Consider the following 15,807-nt stretch of genomic DNA (forward strand, 5'->3'; position numbering starts at 1 on the left):
CGCGGAGCTAGTCACGGACCCAGCATCCCACCCGCCCGCCCTTGGCCCTCAAGCGCGCGGGCGGGCCGGCGTGGGCCGCGGACGCCCGCCGGGCCGGACAGGGGTCTCTGCGCCGCGCGGGCCGGGGCCGGCCCCGGCCGCCGGCCGGGCCGAAAGAAGGGGGTCGACGCTGGTGGAGAACGGGGAAAAGGACCTTCGTGCGAGGGAATCCGACTGCCCGGGGCCCGAACCGGCATGCGACATCCCTACGATGGCCCGGTGACCAGTGACACCGCGACTCAGGCCGAACGGGACGAGGACCTCCTCCTCCCGGAGCCGCAGCCCAGTGCATGGCAGCGGCGGCTGCGCCGCTTCGGCTATACGGAGCGGCCGCACGTCGACGTCCGCGACCGGCTCGTCGTGCCGTTCCCGGAGCCGGGGACCCGGGTGTGGAGCTCGCTGGGCCTGGGCCCGGCCGCCGCGTCGAAGGTGGCGCGGCTGACCGGCTGGGGCGGTCCGCTGCTGGTGGCGCTGCTGGCGGGCCTCATCCGCTTCTGGCACCTGGGCACTCCGCGCGCGGTGATATTCGACGAGACGTACTACGCGAAGGACGCGTGGGCACTGCTCCAGTACGGCTACGAGGGGACCTGGACCGACGGCAAGGTCTCGAACCCCCAGATCCTGGCCGATCCCCAGATCATCCCGCTGTCGCCCGACGCGGGCTACGTGGTGCACCCGCCGGTCGGCAAGTGGGTCATCGCCGTCGGCGAGCAGCTGTTCGGGCTGAACCCGTTCGGCTGGCGGTTCATGGTCGCGCTGCTCGGCACGCTGTCGGTGCTGATGGTGTGCCGGATCGGCCGCCGGCTGTTCCGCTCCACCGCCCTGGGCTGCCTGGCGGGCCTGCTGCTGTCGGTGGACGGCCTGCACTACGTGATGAGCCGTACGGCACTGCTCGATCTGGTCATCATGTTCTTCGCGCTCGCCGCGTTCGGCTGCCTGGTCGTGGACCGCGACTGGTCGCGGGCCCGGCTCGCGGCGGCGCTGCCGGTCGGCGAGGACGGCCTGGCGGCCCCGGACCGCAGGGTCGGTGACCGCGGCGGCATGGGCTGGCGGCCGTGGCGGCTCGCGGCCGGGCTCTTCCTGGGCCTGGCGTGCGCGAGCAAGTGGAACGGCCTGTACTTCCTGGCGGCGTTCGGGCTGATGACGATCCTGTGGGACGCCGGCTCGCGCCGCGTCGCGGGCGCCAGGCGCCCGTACGTGGCGGTGCTGCGCAAGGACACCGGCTGGGCGTTCCTGTCGGTCGTGGTCGTCGCCATCTGCACGTATCTGGTCTCCTGGACCGGCTGGTTCGCGACGAAGGGCGGCTACGGCCGCGACTGGGCCGCGCACCGCAAGGGCCTGTCCCCCGACCACATCAAGCTGCCGGCGATCGGCCGGATCGACCTCCCGCAGTTCGACATGACGTGGATGCCGGACGCGCTGCGCAGCCTGTGGCACTACGAGTTCCAGGTCTACCAGTTCAACATCGGCCTCTCCACGCCGCACATGTACCAGTCGAACCCGTGGAGCTGGATGGTCCTGGGCCGTCCCGTCTCCTACTTCTACGAGTCCCCCAAGAAGGGCGCCGACGGCTGCACCGCGGCCCAGGGCTGCGCCCGCGAGATCCTCGCCATCGGCACCCCGCTGCTCTGGTGGTCGGCGTGCTTCGCGCTGCTGTACCTGCTGTACCGCTGGGGCTTCCGCCGAGACTGGCGCGCGGGCGCGATCCTGTGCGCCGCCTTCGCCGGCTGGCTCCCCTGGATGATGTACCAGGACCGCACGATCTTCCTCTTCTACGCGGTCGCCTTCGTCCCCTACCTCTGCCTGGCCGTCGCGATGATGGTCGGCGCGATCCTCGGCCCCCCGGGCTCCGACGAACGCCGCCGCATGTGGGGAGCGGTCGGCGCGGGCACCCTCGTCCTGCTCATCGTCTGGAACTTCATCTACTTCTTCCCGATCTACACCGGGATGCCCATCTCGATGGACGCCTGGCGGGCCAGAATGTGGTTCGACTCCTGGATCTGACGGGCGTGGCCGGTATCGGACCTTGGTCCGAACCTGGTACTGACGCGTGCCCGTAATGAGACCCCCTGTGTCACTGCTGTCCCGTAAAGTGCGGTGAAGAGCGCTTTCTTTGAACGTGTTCAACTCACGATGGGGGTCGGGAATGCAACGGGGTGCCAAGGTCGGCATAGTCGGCGGGGTCGTCGCCGGGATGTTGGGGGTCGCGGGGTACGGGGTCTACAACGTGCTGGACGCGCTCAACAGCGACAGCGTGTCGTCGAAGTCCGCGTCGTCGGCGAAGAGTACGGGGCCGCCGGAGGCCAAGGAGATCACCGAGACCGCGGCGGACTTCCTCGCCGCCTGGTCCTCGGGCGACGCCGCGAAGGCCGCGAGCCTCACGGACTCCCCGCAGACCGCCACCGCCGCGCTGACCGGGTACAAGGACAAGGCGCACGTCTCGGCCGTGAAGTTCACCCCGGGCCCCGCCGCCGGCGCCAAGGTGCCGTTCGGGGTGGCCGCCACGCTCGCGTTCCAGGGCAAGACCTCGCCGTGGACGTACGACTCCGCCCTCACCGTCATCCGCGGCGCGAGCGGCAAGCCCGTCGTGCAGTGGAAGGCCGCCGTCGTGCACCCCAAGCTCGCGGAGGGCGCGAGTCTGGAGACCGGCACCGCGAAGCAGCCCACCCTGGACTTCACCGACCGGCACGACAAGGTCCTCGAACCGGCCAAGTACCCTTCCCTGGGGCGGTTCTTCACCCAGCTGCGGACCAAGTACGGATCCAAGGCATCGGGCGGCACGCCGGGCATCGAGACCTGGATCAACGGCGCGGACGGCACCGTGACCGAGACGCTGCAGGTCATCGTCAAGGGCACCGGCAGCAAGTTCCCGACCACGCTCGACGCGGGCATCCAGGCGGCGGCCGAGAAGGCCGTCCTGAAGCGGTCCGGCTCCGCCGTGACCGCGCTGGACTCGCGCACCGGTGGGATCCTGGCCGTCGCCAACAACCCCGCGACCGGCCAGAACCTGGCCTTCGGCACGCAGCTCGCGCCAGGATCGACGTTCAAGGTCCTCACCGCGGCGGCGCTGCTGAAGGCGGGCGTCAAGCCCGGCGACCCGGTCTCCTGCGCGGTGCAGTTCGCCGCTCCGCAGGGCAAGCCGTACACGAACGTGGAGAAGGGCTCGAACCCGAAGGCGGACTTCCGCTGGGACTTCGCGAACTCCTGCAACACCGGCTTCGTCAGGCTCTACGAGAAGATCGGGCCCGACACCCTGCCGTCCGTCGCCCGCGACAGTTTCGGTATCGGTCCCACCTGGAACTGCGGTGTGCAGTGCGTCGAGGGCAAGGTGCCCGGCGGCACGGGTGACGAGAAGACCTCGGAGATGATCGGCCAGGGCCAGCTCCAGATGAACCCGCTCACCGTCGCCTCGATCGGGGCCACCGCCTCGACCGGGCGCTTCCATCAGCCGAGGATGGTGCCGCTGGACGTGATCGGCGAACCCGTCGCGAAGGCCGGCGGACTCTCCTCCGGCGTCACCAGCGACCTGCGGTCGCTGATGCACACCACGGCCGTCAGCGGGACCGCCGCCCAGGCGATGAGGGGCCTGCAGGGCAGCGGTTGCGGCGCCAAGACCGGTTCGGCGGAGGCCGGCGCCACGCAGCCCAACGGCTGGTTCCTCGGCTACTGCGGCAACGTGTCGGTGGCGGCCGTCGTCCTCAACGGCGGCCACGGCGGCGACTCCGCCGGGCCCATCGTCGCGGCCGTGCTCAAGGCCTCGTAGCCCGCGTACACGTGACCCGACGTGCCACCCCGCGCTACCGCAGTGCGGCGAGCCACTCCCGTACCGCCCTGAGCAGGGCCTGGGCGCGGGGGTCGGAGGTGACGTTCTTCTGCATGCCGTTGGTGATGTAGCCGAAGCCGATGCCGGCGTCCGGGTCCGCGAAGGCCAGCGGGCCGCCGCGGCCGGGGTGGCCGAACGAGGCGGGGCCGAGGAACGGGGAGGACGGGCCGTGCAGCATGTAGCCGAGGCCGAACCGGGTGTTGACGACGAGCACCTCGTCGGGCCCGTCGGACTCGACGGTGCGGGCGCCGGTGACGGTGGCCGGGGCGAAGAGCATCCGGCTGTCGGCGTCGCTCTCCTGATACCCGTCCACGTCGCCTATCAGGGCCGCGTAGAAGCGGGCCAGTGAGCGGGCGGTGGCGATGCCGTTGGAGGCCGCCAGTTCGCCCGCCCGGTAGGCGGGGGCGTTCTCGTCCGGGAGCGGGGTGATCGCGGCGAAGGCCCTGCGGGTGAGGGAGTCCGGGTTCGCGTAGGCGTCGTGGACGGACTGCTTGGGACGGGCGCGCAGCCCGGTGGCGGCGGCCGGGACCGGCGGCGCGATGTCGGCGATCCGCCCGACGCGGTGCGCCTCGCCGGGCGGCAGGCCCACCCACAGGTCCAGGCCGAGCGGCCGGGTGATCTCCTCGGCGATGTACCGGCCGAGGCTGCGCCCCGAGGCGCGCTGGACGATCTCGCCGAGCAGCCAGCTGTAGGTCTGGGCGTGGTAGCCGTGGGTGGTGCCCGGCGCGAAGAGCGGGGCCTGCGCGGCGACGGCGCGGGGGCCGGACACCCCGTCGAGGGCCTGTTCCGGCGTGAGGGGCACGTCGAGCGCGGGGACCCCGGCCCGGTGGGCGAGGACGTCCCGTACGGTGACGCGGTCCTTGCCCGCGGCCTTGAAGGCGGGCCAGTACGTACCGACCGGATTGTCCAGGTCGAGTTGGCCGCGCTGGTGGAGCAGGAGCAGACAGGCCGCCGCCGGGCCCTTGGTGGCGGAGCGGACGATCTGCGCGGTGTCCTCGCGCCAGGGCTCGTCCCCGTCCGCGTCGGCGGTGCCCGCCCACAGGTCGACGACCTTGCGGCCGTCGCGGTAGAGGGCGAAGGCCGCGCCGCGGTCACCGCGCTGTTCGAAGTTGCGTGCGAACGCCTCACGGACCGGCTCGAAGCCGTCCGTCACCGTCCCGTGGACGTCCACCACCGTTGTCGCTCCCGCTCCGCGCCCGACATGAATCCGCACCCCCATGGTGCACGGCGCGCACGCACATCCCAACCCCGACCTTCTCCGATCGCTTCCCTGATCCCCTCCCCGATCCCCTCCCGGGACGGGAACAGCTCCGCGCCCCGCTCGTGGAGCTCGAGCGGGGCGCGGCCGGCGGGGCCCGACGGACGGGCACCGCCGCTCGGGGCGGGTCAGAGCGCCGGGTAGGCGTTCTTCAGGAGCTCCTGGAACTGGGCGGAGAACCACTGGCCCGCCAGCGGCGAGTTCGCCAGCGCGCCGCTCATGCTGTTGCCGTTGCGACCGTTGCCGGTGTAGGTCGGGTCGCACATCCGGTCGAAGCCCTTGCCCTCGTCGTTCGGGATGAGGGAGCTGGCGCCGTCCGACTCACCCGGAGGCTTCACCCAGACGTAGGCGTCGATACCGGTGGCCGGAGCCGCGGTGGGCCGCTGGCCGATACCCGCGCCGGACTGGTTGCACCAGTTGCCGAGGTGGATGCGACGGTCGGTGCGACCCCCGTTGACGTAGGTGTCCACGCTGGTCGTCGCCCCCGGTCCGGTGGGCCGGGCCGTACCGCCCCAGCCGTTGCGGGAGGTGTCGATCAGCATGCCGAGGTTGGAGTTGAAGCCGGTCGTCACCAGGAGGGTGCGCAGCGCCTGGGCGTAGGACTGCTCGTCCACGTAGTAGTTCCAGTCCACCCACTTCGACTGGCGGACCGACGTGCCGTTCACGTTGTCGGTGATCTTGAAGAACGGCTCGGTCGTCGCGCCGTAGTTGGCGGTGTTGACGATGAAGCCCGTCACGTCATTGACCGTGGCGCCGCCCGTTGTCGCGGCCTTCAAGAACCCCTGGGCGGCCGGACCCATGTTGGTGTCCCAGCCCAGCCAGCCGTGGTGGCCGGCGTCGATGTAGTTGTAGACGTTGGAGATCGCGCCCAGCTTGTGCAGCGCGTAGCCGACGCCGGCCTCGTAGTTGCCGTTGGCCTTCATCGTCGCGCACGCCTCGGTCGAGCCGGCGGTGCCGCCCGCGTTGGTGACCAGGTTCGGCAGCGAGTCCGGCTCGACGATCGTGACGATCCGCAGCGCGGCGTAGGCCGGGTCGGCGATGATCGCGGCGATCGGGTCGATGTACTCGGTCTTGTAGCGGCCGAGCTCGGTCGCGCCGAGTTCACCGTTGGAGGCGAGTGCCGCGCAGTCACGGCCGGGGAGGTCGTAGATGACCAGCTCGATGACGAGCGGCTGTCCCGCGGCCTGGGTGACCGCCTTGTTCAGGTGGGCGCGCAGACCCATGCCGCCGTTCACACCGTTGATCGCCGCGATGCGGTCGAGCCACACGGCGGTCGACTGGTTGGCGATGCGGCTGCCACCGGGCTCGGCCGCGGCCTTCGCGGACCACTCGGGGTTGACGTAGCCCTTGGCGCCCGCGTACGGGTTGTCGACCCGGGTGCCGGGCGGCGGAGTGGTGGGCGGCGTCGTCGGCGGGTCGGTCGGCGGGTCCGTCGGAGGAGAGGTCGGCGGGGTCGTGGGGGGCGTGGTCGGCGTACCGCCGTTGCAGGCGACACCGTTGAGGGTGAAGGCGGTGGGGCTCGTGTTCGTACCGCTGTAGGAGCCGTTGAAGCCGAAGCCCGTGGAAGCGCCGGTTCCCAGGGACCCGTTGTACGACAGGTTCTTGGCGGTGACGGCGGCGCCGGTCTGGGCGATGTCCGCGCTCCAGCCCTGGGTCACCTTCTGGTTGCCGGCGAAGGACCAGCCCACGTTCCAAGCGGTGACCGCGGGACCGGTGTTGGTGATGGTCACTTGCGCGGTGAAGCCGACGTTCCACTGGCTCTGCACCGTATACGCGACCGAACAGCCGGCCGCCGCGTCCGAGGCGGCCGAGGCGTTGGTGGCGGTGAACGCCGCGGCGGTACCGCTGCCGGTGGCGATCAGGACGCCCGCGGCCATCAGGGCCGTGCGGCGTCGTCGTGTTGGAGCTCTCATGTGCGGACTACCTCCGAAGTGGGGTTGACCTTCAAGTGGTCGAGGGAGGTGGTGCGTTGGTGCCTTTTTGGTTACACGCTCTTAACGTGGGAGCGCTCCCATAGTTAAGCGTTGACCAAGTCCTGTCAACGCTTCAAACAGAACCGCCGTCAGGCGGCCGCGACGTGACCCCCGCAGTCGCCGCCGCCCGACCCGCTGTGCGGAACCCGCCCTCCGCTATGCGGTCGCCGCCGCCGCCGATCGGCCCGCAGAGCGCCCGGAGAAGATGCAGCCGCCGAGGAAGGTCCCCTCCAGCGAGCGGTAGCCGTGCATACCTCCGCCGCCGAAGCCGGCCGCCTCGCCCGCCGCGTACAGGCCGCCGAGGGGTTCGCCGCCGGCCCGCAGCACCCGCCCGTCGAGGTCGGTCTCCAGGCCGCCGAGCGACTTGCGGGTCAGGATGTTCAGCCGGACCGCGATCAGCGGGCCGGCCTTCGGGTCCAGGATCCGGTGCGGCGACGCCGTGCGGATCAGCTTGTCGCCCAGGTAGTTGCGCGCCCCGCGCATCGCCATGACCTGGAGATCCTTGGTGAACGTGTTCGCGATCTCCCGGTCGCGCGCCTCGATCTCGTGGCGCAGCGCGGTCTCGTCGATCAGCGCGTCCTTGGTGATCGCGTTCATCCCCCGGACCAGCGCCGACAGGTCCTTCTCCACCACGAAGTCGGGGCCGTGCTCCTTGAAGGCCTCGACGGGTGCGGTCGCGCCCGGCAGCGCGCGCTTGAGCACCTCGCGCACGCTCTTGCCCGTCAGGTCCGGGTTCTGCTCGGATCCCGAGAGCGCGAACTCCTTCTCGATGATCTTCTGGGTGAGGACGAACCAGGTGTAGTCGTAACCCGTCGTCATGATGTGCTCCAGCGTCCCCAGGGTGTCGAACCCGGGGAACAGCGGCACCGGCAGCCGCTCGCCGCGCGCGTTCAGCCACAGCGACGACGGGCCGGGCAGGATGCGGATGCCGTGCCGCGCCCAGATCGGGTTCCAGTTCTCGATGCCCTCGGTGTAGTGCCACATCCGGTCGCCGTTGATCAGGTTCGCGCCCGCGGCACCGGCGTGGCCGAGCATCAGGCCGTCCACGTGCGCGGGAACGCCGGACAGCAGCTTCTCGGGGGGCGTGCCGAGCCGGGCGGGCCAGGCCTTGCGCACCAGGTCGTGGTTGCCGCCGATTCCTCCGGAGGTGACGATCACGGCCTGCGCCGTCAGGCTGAACTCCTCGCGCACCTCGCGCGAACTGGGGGCGCCGCGCTCGGCGCCGTCGGCGACCAGGATCTCGCCGGTCACGCCGTCCACCTGGCCGTCGGTCGCGCTCAGCCCGGTCACCCGGTGCCGGAAGCGCAGTTCGACGCGGCCGGACGCGACGGCTTCGCGCACCCGGCGGACGAACGGCGCGATGATGCCGGGTCCGGTGCCCCAGGTGATGTGGAAGCGCGGCACCGAGTTGCCGGGTCCCGTCGCCAGGAACCCGCCTCGTTCGGCCCAGCCGACCACCGGGAAGAACCGCACGCCGCGCTCGTGCAGCCAGGAGCGCTTCTCGCCTGCGGCGAAGTCCACGTACGCCTCGGCCCACTGGCGCGGCCAGTGGTCCTCCGGACGGTCGAAGCCGGCCGTGCCCATCCAGTCCTGGAGGGCCAGCTCCCGGCTGTCCTTGATGCGCATCCGGCGCTGTTCCGGCGAGTCGACCAGGAACAGCCCGCCGAACGACCAGAACGCCTGTCCGCCGAGCGACGCCTCCGGCTCCTGGTCCACGAGGATGACCTTGCGGCCGGCCGCGGCGAGTTCGGCCGTCGCCACCAGCCCGGAAAGTCCTGCTCCTACGACGATGACGTCCGCGTCCATTGCCATGGGGATGCCTTCCGAGTTCGACGGTGGGGGGCACGTTACCTGGCGGTACGCGGGGGTGCCGGCTGGGGTCGGTGGTGAGACGCGCGGCTGCGGGCGCTGCGCGGCTGCGTGGGCGGGGGCGCACGTGATCGGCTGGGGTCGGCGCCGCGGCGGGGGTATCTCCTCGGGCGGCAAACGCTCGTGCAGTTGGCAAACTTTCGGTCGGCTTCGTTCGCAGCCCTGCGGGGACACCCCCACCCCGACACCTCCGAGGCCGTGTCGCGCCTGCCGGCGGGCGGGGGCTGAGCGCATGCCTCAGGGCAGTCACGTTGGTGCCGCCCCGCAGCCGTCGAGTGAGCGGACGGGTTACCGGGCCGATTGTCGCGGAACCGGCCTTGGGAGGGGGCGTGGTGGGGTGTCCCCGCAGGGCGGCAAACGAGTCCGACCCGCGCTGTGTAGTGGACACGAGCGTTTGCCGCCCGAGGAGATACCCCAGCGCGGCACCGACCCCGAACGGCCACCTTGCGCACCGCCCACCCACCAGCGGAGCGTCCCCGCACCGTGCGCACCCACCCACCCGCGGAGCGTCCCCGTTACGCGACCGGGGCCGTGACGGAGCGGGGGTTGAAGCCGAAGGGGAGTTCGAGGCGGTGGGCCCGCATCAGGTCCTCGTCGCAGAGGAGTTCCTGGGTGCGGCCGTCGGCCGTGATGACGCCCTCGCTGAGCACCACCGCACGGGGGCACAGCTCCAGGGCATACGGCAGGTCGTGGGTGACCATCAGGACGGTGACGTCCAGCGAACGGAGGATGTCGGCGAGCTCGCGGCGGGACGCGGGGTCGAGGTTGGACGAGGGTTCGTCCAGGACCAGGATCTCCGGCCGCATCGCCAGGACGGTGGCCACGGCGACCCGGCGCCTCTGTCCGAAGGACAGGTGGTGCGGGGGGCGGGCCGCGAAGTCGGCCATGCCGACCTGGTCGAGGGCGGTCACGACCCGCGCCTCCAGCTCCGCGCCGCGCATCCCCGTGGTGGCCGGGCCGAAGGCCACGTCCTCCCGGACGGTCGGCATGAAGAGCTGGTCGTCGGGGTCCTGGAAGACGATGCCGACCCGGCGGCGGATCTCGGCGAGGTGCTTCTTGCCGACGGGCAGGCCGCCGACGGTGACCGTGCCGGCGCCGCCGGTCAGGATCCCGTTGAGGTGCAGGACGAGCGTGGTCTTGCCCGCACCGTTGGGCCCGAGCAGCGCCACCCGCTCACCGCGCGCGACGCTCAGGTCGACACCGAAGAGGGCCTGGTGGCCGTCGGGGTAGGCGTAGGCGAGGCCGCGTACGTCGAGCGAGGGAGGCGTCATGCCGGCGACCGGATCACGGGTCAGTTCTGTGGTCATCTCAGCGTCCATCCTGTCAGGCAGACCGCCAGGGCCAGCACGGGGAGCACGGCGGCGTGCGACCACTGGGCCCGGGTGGCGGTGACGTCGTCGATGACGGGCATCGAGCCGGTGTAGCCGCGGCTGACCATCGCCAGGTGGACGCGCTCACCGCGCTCGTAGGAGCGGATGAACAGCGCGCCCGCGGACTTCGCGAGGACCGGCCAGTGCCGGACGCCGCGGGCCCGGAAGCCGCGCGACTCCCGGGCGATCCGCATCCGCCGCATCTCGTCGGTGATGACGTCGCCGTAACGGATCATGAAGGACGCGATCTGCACGAGGAGCGGCGGCATCCGCAGCCGCTGCAGGCCCAGCAGCAGCTCGCGCAGCTCGGTGGTGGCGGCGAGCAGGACGGACGCGGCGACGCCGAGGGTCCCCTTGGCCAGCACGTTCCACGCGCCCCACAGACCGCTCTCGCTCAGGGACAGGCCGAGGAAGTCGACGTGCGGGCCGGTCGCGACGAACGGCAGCAGGACCGCGAAGGCGACGAACGGCACCTCGATGAGGAGCCTGCGGAGCAGGAAGGAGAGCGGGACGCGGGCGCGGAGCGCGACGGCGACGAGCAGGAGCGCGTACAGACCGAACGCCCACACCGCCTCGCGCGGGGTGGAGACCACGACGAGGACGAAGCCGAAGACGGCCGCGATCTTGCAGTGCGGGGGCATGCCGTGCACGGGCGAGTGCCCGTGCCGGTAGAGCCGGTGCGCGTGTCCGGCGCCCATGTCAGGCCTCCTGCCCCTGGACCGGGAGGCCGGTGTGCGTGCGGCGGCGCCGGACGACGAGGAAGACGCCGGAGCCGACGGTCAGGGTCGCGCCGACGCCGATGACACCGGCGAGGCCACCCGACAGCCGGGCGTCGCCGATGTCCTTGACGCTGTAGTCCGCGAGCGGGGAGTCCTCGGACGCGTGCGGCTTGGCCTTCGCGTCGATGCCCTTCTCCTGGGCGACCTTCTCCAGGCCGTCGGGGCTGGCGGAGGCGTAGTAGCTGACGCCGCCCGCGAGGGCCAGCGCCGCGATCAGGCCCGCGATCCAGACCGGGCGGTTGGAGCGGCCGGCGGGCGCGGGGGAGGTCACGGCAGCGGCGGGCGCCGGGGCGGCGGCCGTGACGGTGCTCGTACGGGCCGCGCCGGGCACCAGCGGGGCGCCGGTCGGCGTGGTGCGCAGCTCCAGCGGCTTGCTCAGCCCCCGGGCCCCGTAGACGAGGTCGGGGCGGACGGCGACGACCGCGCCGACGGTGGCCGCGGTGATCGCGGCCTCGCCGATGCCGATCAGCACATGGACGCCGACCATCGCGGTGGCGACCTTGCCGATCGCCACGTCGGTGGTGCCGCCGAGCCAGTAGATGGTGGTGAACGCGACGGCGGCGGCCGGCACCGAGACGACCGCGGCGGCGAACGACGCGACGGTGATGGAGGCGCGGCTGCGCGGCAGCACCTTCACCAGGCCGCGGAAGATCGCGTAGGCGACGACGGTCGTCACGATCGCCATGTCGGTGATGTTGGTGCCGAGCGCGGTGAGCCCGCCGTCCGCGAACAGCACGCCCTGCATCAGCAGGACCACGGACACGCAGAGGACCCCCGTGAAGGGGCCGACGAGTATCGCCGCGAGCGCGCCGCCCAGCAGATGCCCGCTGGTGCCGGCGGCCACCGGGAAGTTCAGCATCTGGACGGCGAAGATGAAGGCGGCGACCAGACCCGCGAGGGGCGCGGTCCGCTCGTCCAGTTCGCGGCGGGCGCCGCGCAGGCTGATCGCGACGGCCGCGATCGCGACGACACCGGTCGCCGCCGACACCGGGGTGTCGATGAATCCGTCGGGCACGTGCATGGGGTTCCCCTCGAGTCCTGCCTCCTGGCCAATCGCTCGATGATACCGGCTTCCTGCAAACGGTGTGCAAGAGCGGTTCTGATGCAGTGGAGGCGCGCACGAGTTGCCCGCACTCCCCATGCCCAGAACCATGGGGAAGGTGATCGATGGCGCGTATCTCCGGTATCCGCACGTCCATGGGGAACTGCTGTGCTTCATCGCCGAGGACGATGTCTGGGTCGCACCGCTGGGGCGGCCCGGCGACGCCCCCGGCCGGGCCTGGCGGGTCACGGCCGACCGCACCCGGGCCGGCTCGCCGCGCTTCTCGCCGGACGGCTCCACCATCGCCTTCACCTCGTGGCGCAGCCTGGACCCGGAGATCCACCTGGCCCCGGTGGACGGCGGCGCGGCCCGCCGTCTGACGTACTGGGGCAGCTTCGACACCCGGGTGTGCTCCTGGACGCCCGACGGGCAGATCCTCGCGGTCTCCTCGCACGGCCAGCCGTTCTCGTACTTCTCCTGGGCCCACAGCGTGCCCACCACCGGCGGTCCGGGCGGCCGGCTGCCGTGGGGCCCGGTCTCGGACATCGCGGTGAGCGACGTCGCCGGGGAGCGCCACACGCTGCTGCTGAGCGGCACCCCGCCGCACGAGCCGCACGCCTGGAAGCGGTACCGGGGCGGTGCGACGGGACGGCTGTGGCTGCACGGCGAGCGGCTGGCGCCGAGGATCGACGGACACCTCAACTCGCCGATGTTCGTGGGTGACCGGATCGGCTTCCTCTCCGACCATGAGGGGATCGGCAATCTGTACTCGTGCGCGCCGGACGGCACGGACCTGCGCCGCCACACCGACCACGCGGACTTCTACGCCCGCAGCGCCGCGACCGACGGCGAGCGCGTCGTCTACCAGTGCGCGGGCGAGCTGTGGATCGTCGACGACCTCTCCCCCGGCGCCCGGCCGCGCAAGCTGGACGTCCGGCTGGGCGGCCCCCGCGCCGGCCGGCGGCCCTACCAGGTGCCGGCCGCCGCACACCTGGACGGCCTGGCCTGCGACCGGACCGGCCGCGCCAGCGCCGTCTGCGTCCGGGGCAGCCTCTACTGGCTGACCCACCGCGACGGCCCGGCCCGCACCATCGCCGACGAGCCGGGCGCGCGGGTCCGGCTGCCCGAGATGCTCGGGGACACCGGCCGGATCGCCTTCGTCACCGACGCGGAGGGCGAGGACGGCATCGAGATCGCCCATCTGCCGGGCCGGGCCAGCCGTCCGGCGGTCCGCGCGGTGCTGGAGGGCCTCGACGAGGACGACGTCACGGACGGCCCGGACGACGAAGCCGCGGATCCTCCGGAAACCCCCGTCTCCACCGGCACCGCCGGCCGCGCCGCCGTGACCGGCACCGGGCCCCGGCTCGGGGTCGGCGAGCTGGGCCGCGTACTGGAAATGGTCTCGTCCCCGGACGGCCGCACCCTCGCCGTCGCCGCGAACGACGGGCGGCTGCTGCTCGTCGCCACCGGCGAGGGGGGCCACGCGGGCGAGAACGGCGCCGGGGCCGGATCCGGCTTCGTGACCGACCCCGACCACGCGGACAAGGCGTCCGGGACCGTGATCGAGCTGATCAGGTCCACCAACGGCCCCGTCCGCGACCTCGCGTTCTCCCCCGACTCGGCCTGGCTGACGTGGTCCCACCCCAACATCGGGCGGTCCCTGCGCTCGGTGAAGATCGCCAAGCTCGCCGACCGCACGATCATCGACGTGACCAACGGCCGCTTCGAGGACGAGCAGCCGGTCTTCACCCTCGACGGCCGCTATCTGGCGTTCCTGTCCTGGCGCGGCTTCGACCCGGTCTACGACGTGCACACCGGCGACCTGTCGTTCCCGCTCGGCTGCCGCCCCTACCTCGTGCCGCTGAACTCCGCGACGCCGTCACCGTTCGCGCTGCCCGTCGACGGCCGCCCGATCGGCGGCGGCCTGGACCCGGCGGAGAGCGGCGGCGACGGTCCGGTGGTGGTCGAGACGGAGGGGCTGGCGAGCCGCGTCACGCCGTTCCCGGTCCCGGCGTCCAAGTACTCGGCGCTGGAGCCGGTGCACAACGGCCTGGTCTGGCTGCGCTGGCCGATCTCCGGCGCGCTCGGCGAGACGTTCACCAACCCCACGGACCCGTCGGCGCGCCCGACCCTGGAGTACTACAACCTGGGCAAATCCAAGCGGACCGAGCTCGTCCGCCACATGGACTGGTACGCGGTCAGCGGTGACGGCCGGCGGCTGGCGGTCTTCGACGAGGGGGAGCTGGCGGTCCTGCCGGCCACCGAGCTCGGGGACGACGACTCGACCGTCTACGTCGACATGCGGCGCATCCTGCACGAGGTCGACCCGCCCTCCGAATGGCAGCAGTCCTACGCCGAGGCCGGCCGGCTCATCCGCGACTACTTCTGGGCCCCCGACATGTGCGGCATCGACTGGCCCGCGATCCTCGACCAGTACCGGCCGCTGGTCGAACGCGTCGCCACCCCGGACGAGTTCGCCGATCTGCTGCGCGAAGTCCTCGGCGAGCTGGGCACGTCGCACGCCTACGTCAGCCCCGCCCGCCGCAACGAGGGGCCGGCGCACTACCAGCGGCCGATCGGGCTGCTGGGCGCCAACTTCCAGCACAACAAGGACGGTACGTGGATGGTGGCGCGGATCCTGCCCGGCGACTCCTCGGACTCCAAGGCCCGCTCCCCGCTGGCCGGCACCGGCATCCGCGAGGGGGCGGTGCTCACCCATGTCGACGGGCGTCCCGTCGACCCGTGCGCGGGACCGTACCCGCTGCTCGCGGGCGCGGGCGGCACGACCGTGGAGCTGACGTTCACCCCGCCCGGCGAGGGGCACCCGCGCCGGGTCGCCGTCGTCCCGCTGATCGACGAACGGCCGCTGCGCTACCAGGACTGGGTCGCCAAGCGGCGCTCCGTCGTGAGGAGCCTGAGCGGCGGCCGGTGCGGCTATCTGCACATCCCCGACATGGGCGGTTCCGGCTGGGCGCAGTTCAACCGCGACCTGCGGATGGAGGTCGCCTACGAGGCACTCATCGTGGACGTGCGGGGCAACGCGGGCGGCCACATCAGCGAACTCGTCGTCGAGAAGCTCACCCGCACCATCCTGGGCTGGGACCTGACCCGCAACGCGCAGCCCGTCTCGTACGCGAGCAACGCGCCGCGCGGTCCGGTCGTCGCGCTCGCCGACGAGGCGACCTCCTCCGACGGCGACATGATCACCGCCGCGTTCAAACTGCTCGGCATCGGGCCGGTGGTGGGGCTGCGGACGTGGGGCGGCGTGGTCGGGATGACCGGCCGGCACACGCTGGGGGACGGCACGGTGATCACGGTGCCGATGAACGCGGGCTGGTTCGACGCGTACGAGTGGAGCGTCGAGAACTACGGCGTCGACCCCGATGTCGAGGCCCTGCGCACCCCGCTGGACTGGGCGGAAGGGCGGCACGCCCAGCTGGGCGTGGCGGTGAAGACGGCCCTCGCGCTGCTGGCCGAGCACCCCGCCGTCGTCCCGCCGGACCTCTCCCGGCGCCCGGACCGCCGCCGGCCGCCGCTGCCGCCGCGCTGAAGCGGCCGTTCCGCAGCGGCTCTTGGGCGGCTCTTGGGCGGATCGGCGCAGCAGGAAGGGGCGCACCCGTCACGGGTGCGCCCCTTCACCGATCATGCCGCGCA

The 15,807-nt window shown here is 72.2% G+C and carries 9 protein-coding genes; 3 read left to right on the forward strand and 6 right to left on the reverse strand.

Annotation, left to right across the window (positions count from 1 at the left end):
* Positions 1–234: 234 nt before the first annotated feature.
* Both O3X23_RS03405 and O3X23_RS03410 read left to right on the forward strand, forming a co-directional pair.
* Positions 235–2,043 carry a dolichyl-phosphate-mannose--protein mannosyltransferase gene (locus O3X23_RS03405; protein WP_443047720.1) on the forward strand — a complete coding sequence of 603 codons (1,809 nt, stop codon included), beginning with the start codon at positions 235–237 and terminating at the stop codon, positions 2,041–2,043.
* Positions 2,044–2,185: 142 nt separating this feature from the next.
* Positions 2,186–3,802, forward strand: a complete 1,617-nt coding sequence (locus O3X23_RS03410) for a penicillin-binding transpeptidase domain-containing protein (protein WP_269269578.1) — start codon at positions 2,186–2,188, stop codon at positions 3,800–3,802.
* 34 nt (positions 3,803–3,836) lie between these two features.
* On the opposite strand, the gene O3X23_RS03415 is transcribed toward O3X23_RS03410, so the two are convergent.
* The 6 genes from O3X23_RS03415 to O3X23_RS03440 all read right to left on the reverse strand — a co-directional run bounded on the left by O3X23_RS03415 (position 3,837) and on the right by O3X23_RS03440 (position 12,132).
* The gene (locus O3X23_RS03415; RefSeq protein ID WP_269269579.1) at positions 3,837–5,036 is read right to left on the reverse strand and encodes a serine hydrolase domain-containing protein; all 1,200 of its coding nucleotides are present in this window, start codon (positions 5,034–5,036) and stop codon (positions 3,837–3,839) included.
* Positions 5,037–5,248: 212 nt separating this feature from the next.
* On the reverse strand, positions 5,249–7,033 hold the full coding sequence (locus O3X23_RS03420; RefSeq protein ID WP_269269580.1) for a glycoside hydrolase family 6 protein: 1,785 nt from the start codon (positions 7,031–7,033) through the stop codon (positions 5,249–5,251).
* A 216-nt stretch (positions 7,034–7,249) separates the two neighbouring features.
* Complete coding sequence (locus tag O3X23_RS03425; RefSeq protein WP_269269581.1) at positions 7,250–8,905, reverse strand: FAD-binding dehydrogenase; 1,656 nt, start codon at positions 8,903–8,905, stop codon at positions 7,250–7,252.
* Between the two features lie 572 nt (positions 8,906–9,477).
* A complete protein-coding gene (locus O3X23_RS03430; RefSeq protein WP_443047721.1) occupies positions 9,478–10,269 on the reverse strand; it encodes an energy-coupling factor ABC transporter ATP-binding protein in 792 nt (263 codons plus the stop codon).
* On the reverse strand, positions 10,266–11,030 hold the full coding sequence (gene cbiQ / locus O3X23_RS03435) for a cobalt ECF transporter T component CbiQ (RefSeq protein WP_269269582.1): 765 nt from the start codon (positions 11,028–11,030) through the stop codon (positions 10,266–10,268). The genes O3X23_RS03430 and cbiQ overlap by 4 nt, the downstream gene beginning before the upstream one ends.
* A 1-nt stretch (position 11,031) precedes the next feature.
* Complete coding sequence (locus O3X23_RS03440; protein WP_269269584.1) at positions 11,032–12,132, reverse strand: energy-coupling factor ABC transporter permease; 1,101 nt, start codon at positions 12,130–12,132, stop codon at positions 11,032–11,034.
* A 139-nt stretch (positions 12,133–12,271) separates the two neighbouring features.
* Here O3X23_RS03440 and O3X23_RS03445 point away from each other — a divergent pair, with 139 nt between their 5' ends.
* Positions 12,272–15,703, forward strand: coding sequence for a S41 family peptidase (locus tag O3X23_RS03445; protein WP_269269586.1), 3,432 nt, complete (start codon positions 12,272–12,274; stop codon positions 15,701–15,703).
* Positions 15,704–15,807 lie beyond the last annotated feature (104 nt).

It is taken from the genome of Streptomyces sp. H39-S7 (genome assembly GCF_027158205.1).
Taxonomy (GTDB): Bacteria; Actinomycetota; Actinomycetes; order Streptomycetales; family Streptomycetaceae; genus Actinacidiphila.

What these genes read in the sequence shown, in the direction of transcription:
- O3X23_RS03405 (WP_443047720.1), top strand. Translation starts at nt 235, where the DNA reads ATGCGACATCCCTACGATGGCCCGGTGACCAGTGACACCGCGACTCAG.
- O3X23_RS03410 (WP_269269578.1), top strand. Translation starts at nt 2,186, where the DNA reads ATGCAACGGGGTGCCAAGGTCGGCATAGTCGGCGGGGTCGTCGCCGGG.
- O3X23_RS03420 (WP_269269580.1), bottom strand. Translation starts at nt 7,033, where the DNA reads ATGAGAGCTCCAACACGACGACGCCGCACGGCCCTGATGGCCGCGGGC.
- O3X23_RS03425 (WP_269269581.1), bottom strand. Translation starts at nt 8,905, where the DNA reads ATGGCAATGGACGCGGACGTCATCGTCGTAGGAGCAGGACTTTCCGGG.
- O3X23_RS03430 (WP_443047721.1), bottom strand. Translation starts at nt 10,269, where the DNA reads ATGACCACAGAACTGACCCGTGATCCGGTCGCCGGCATGACGCCTCCC.
- cbiQ (WP_269269582.1), bottom strand. Translation starts at nt 11,030, where the DNA reads ATGGGCGCCGGACACGCGCACCGGCTCTACCGGCACGGGCACTCGCCC.
- O3X23_RS03440 (WP_269269584.1), bottom strand. Translation starts at nt 12,132, where the DNA reads ATGCACGTGCCCGACGGATTCATCGACACCCCGGTGTCGGCGGCGACC.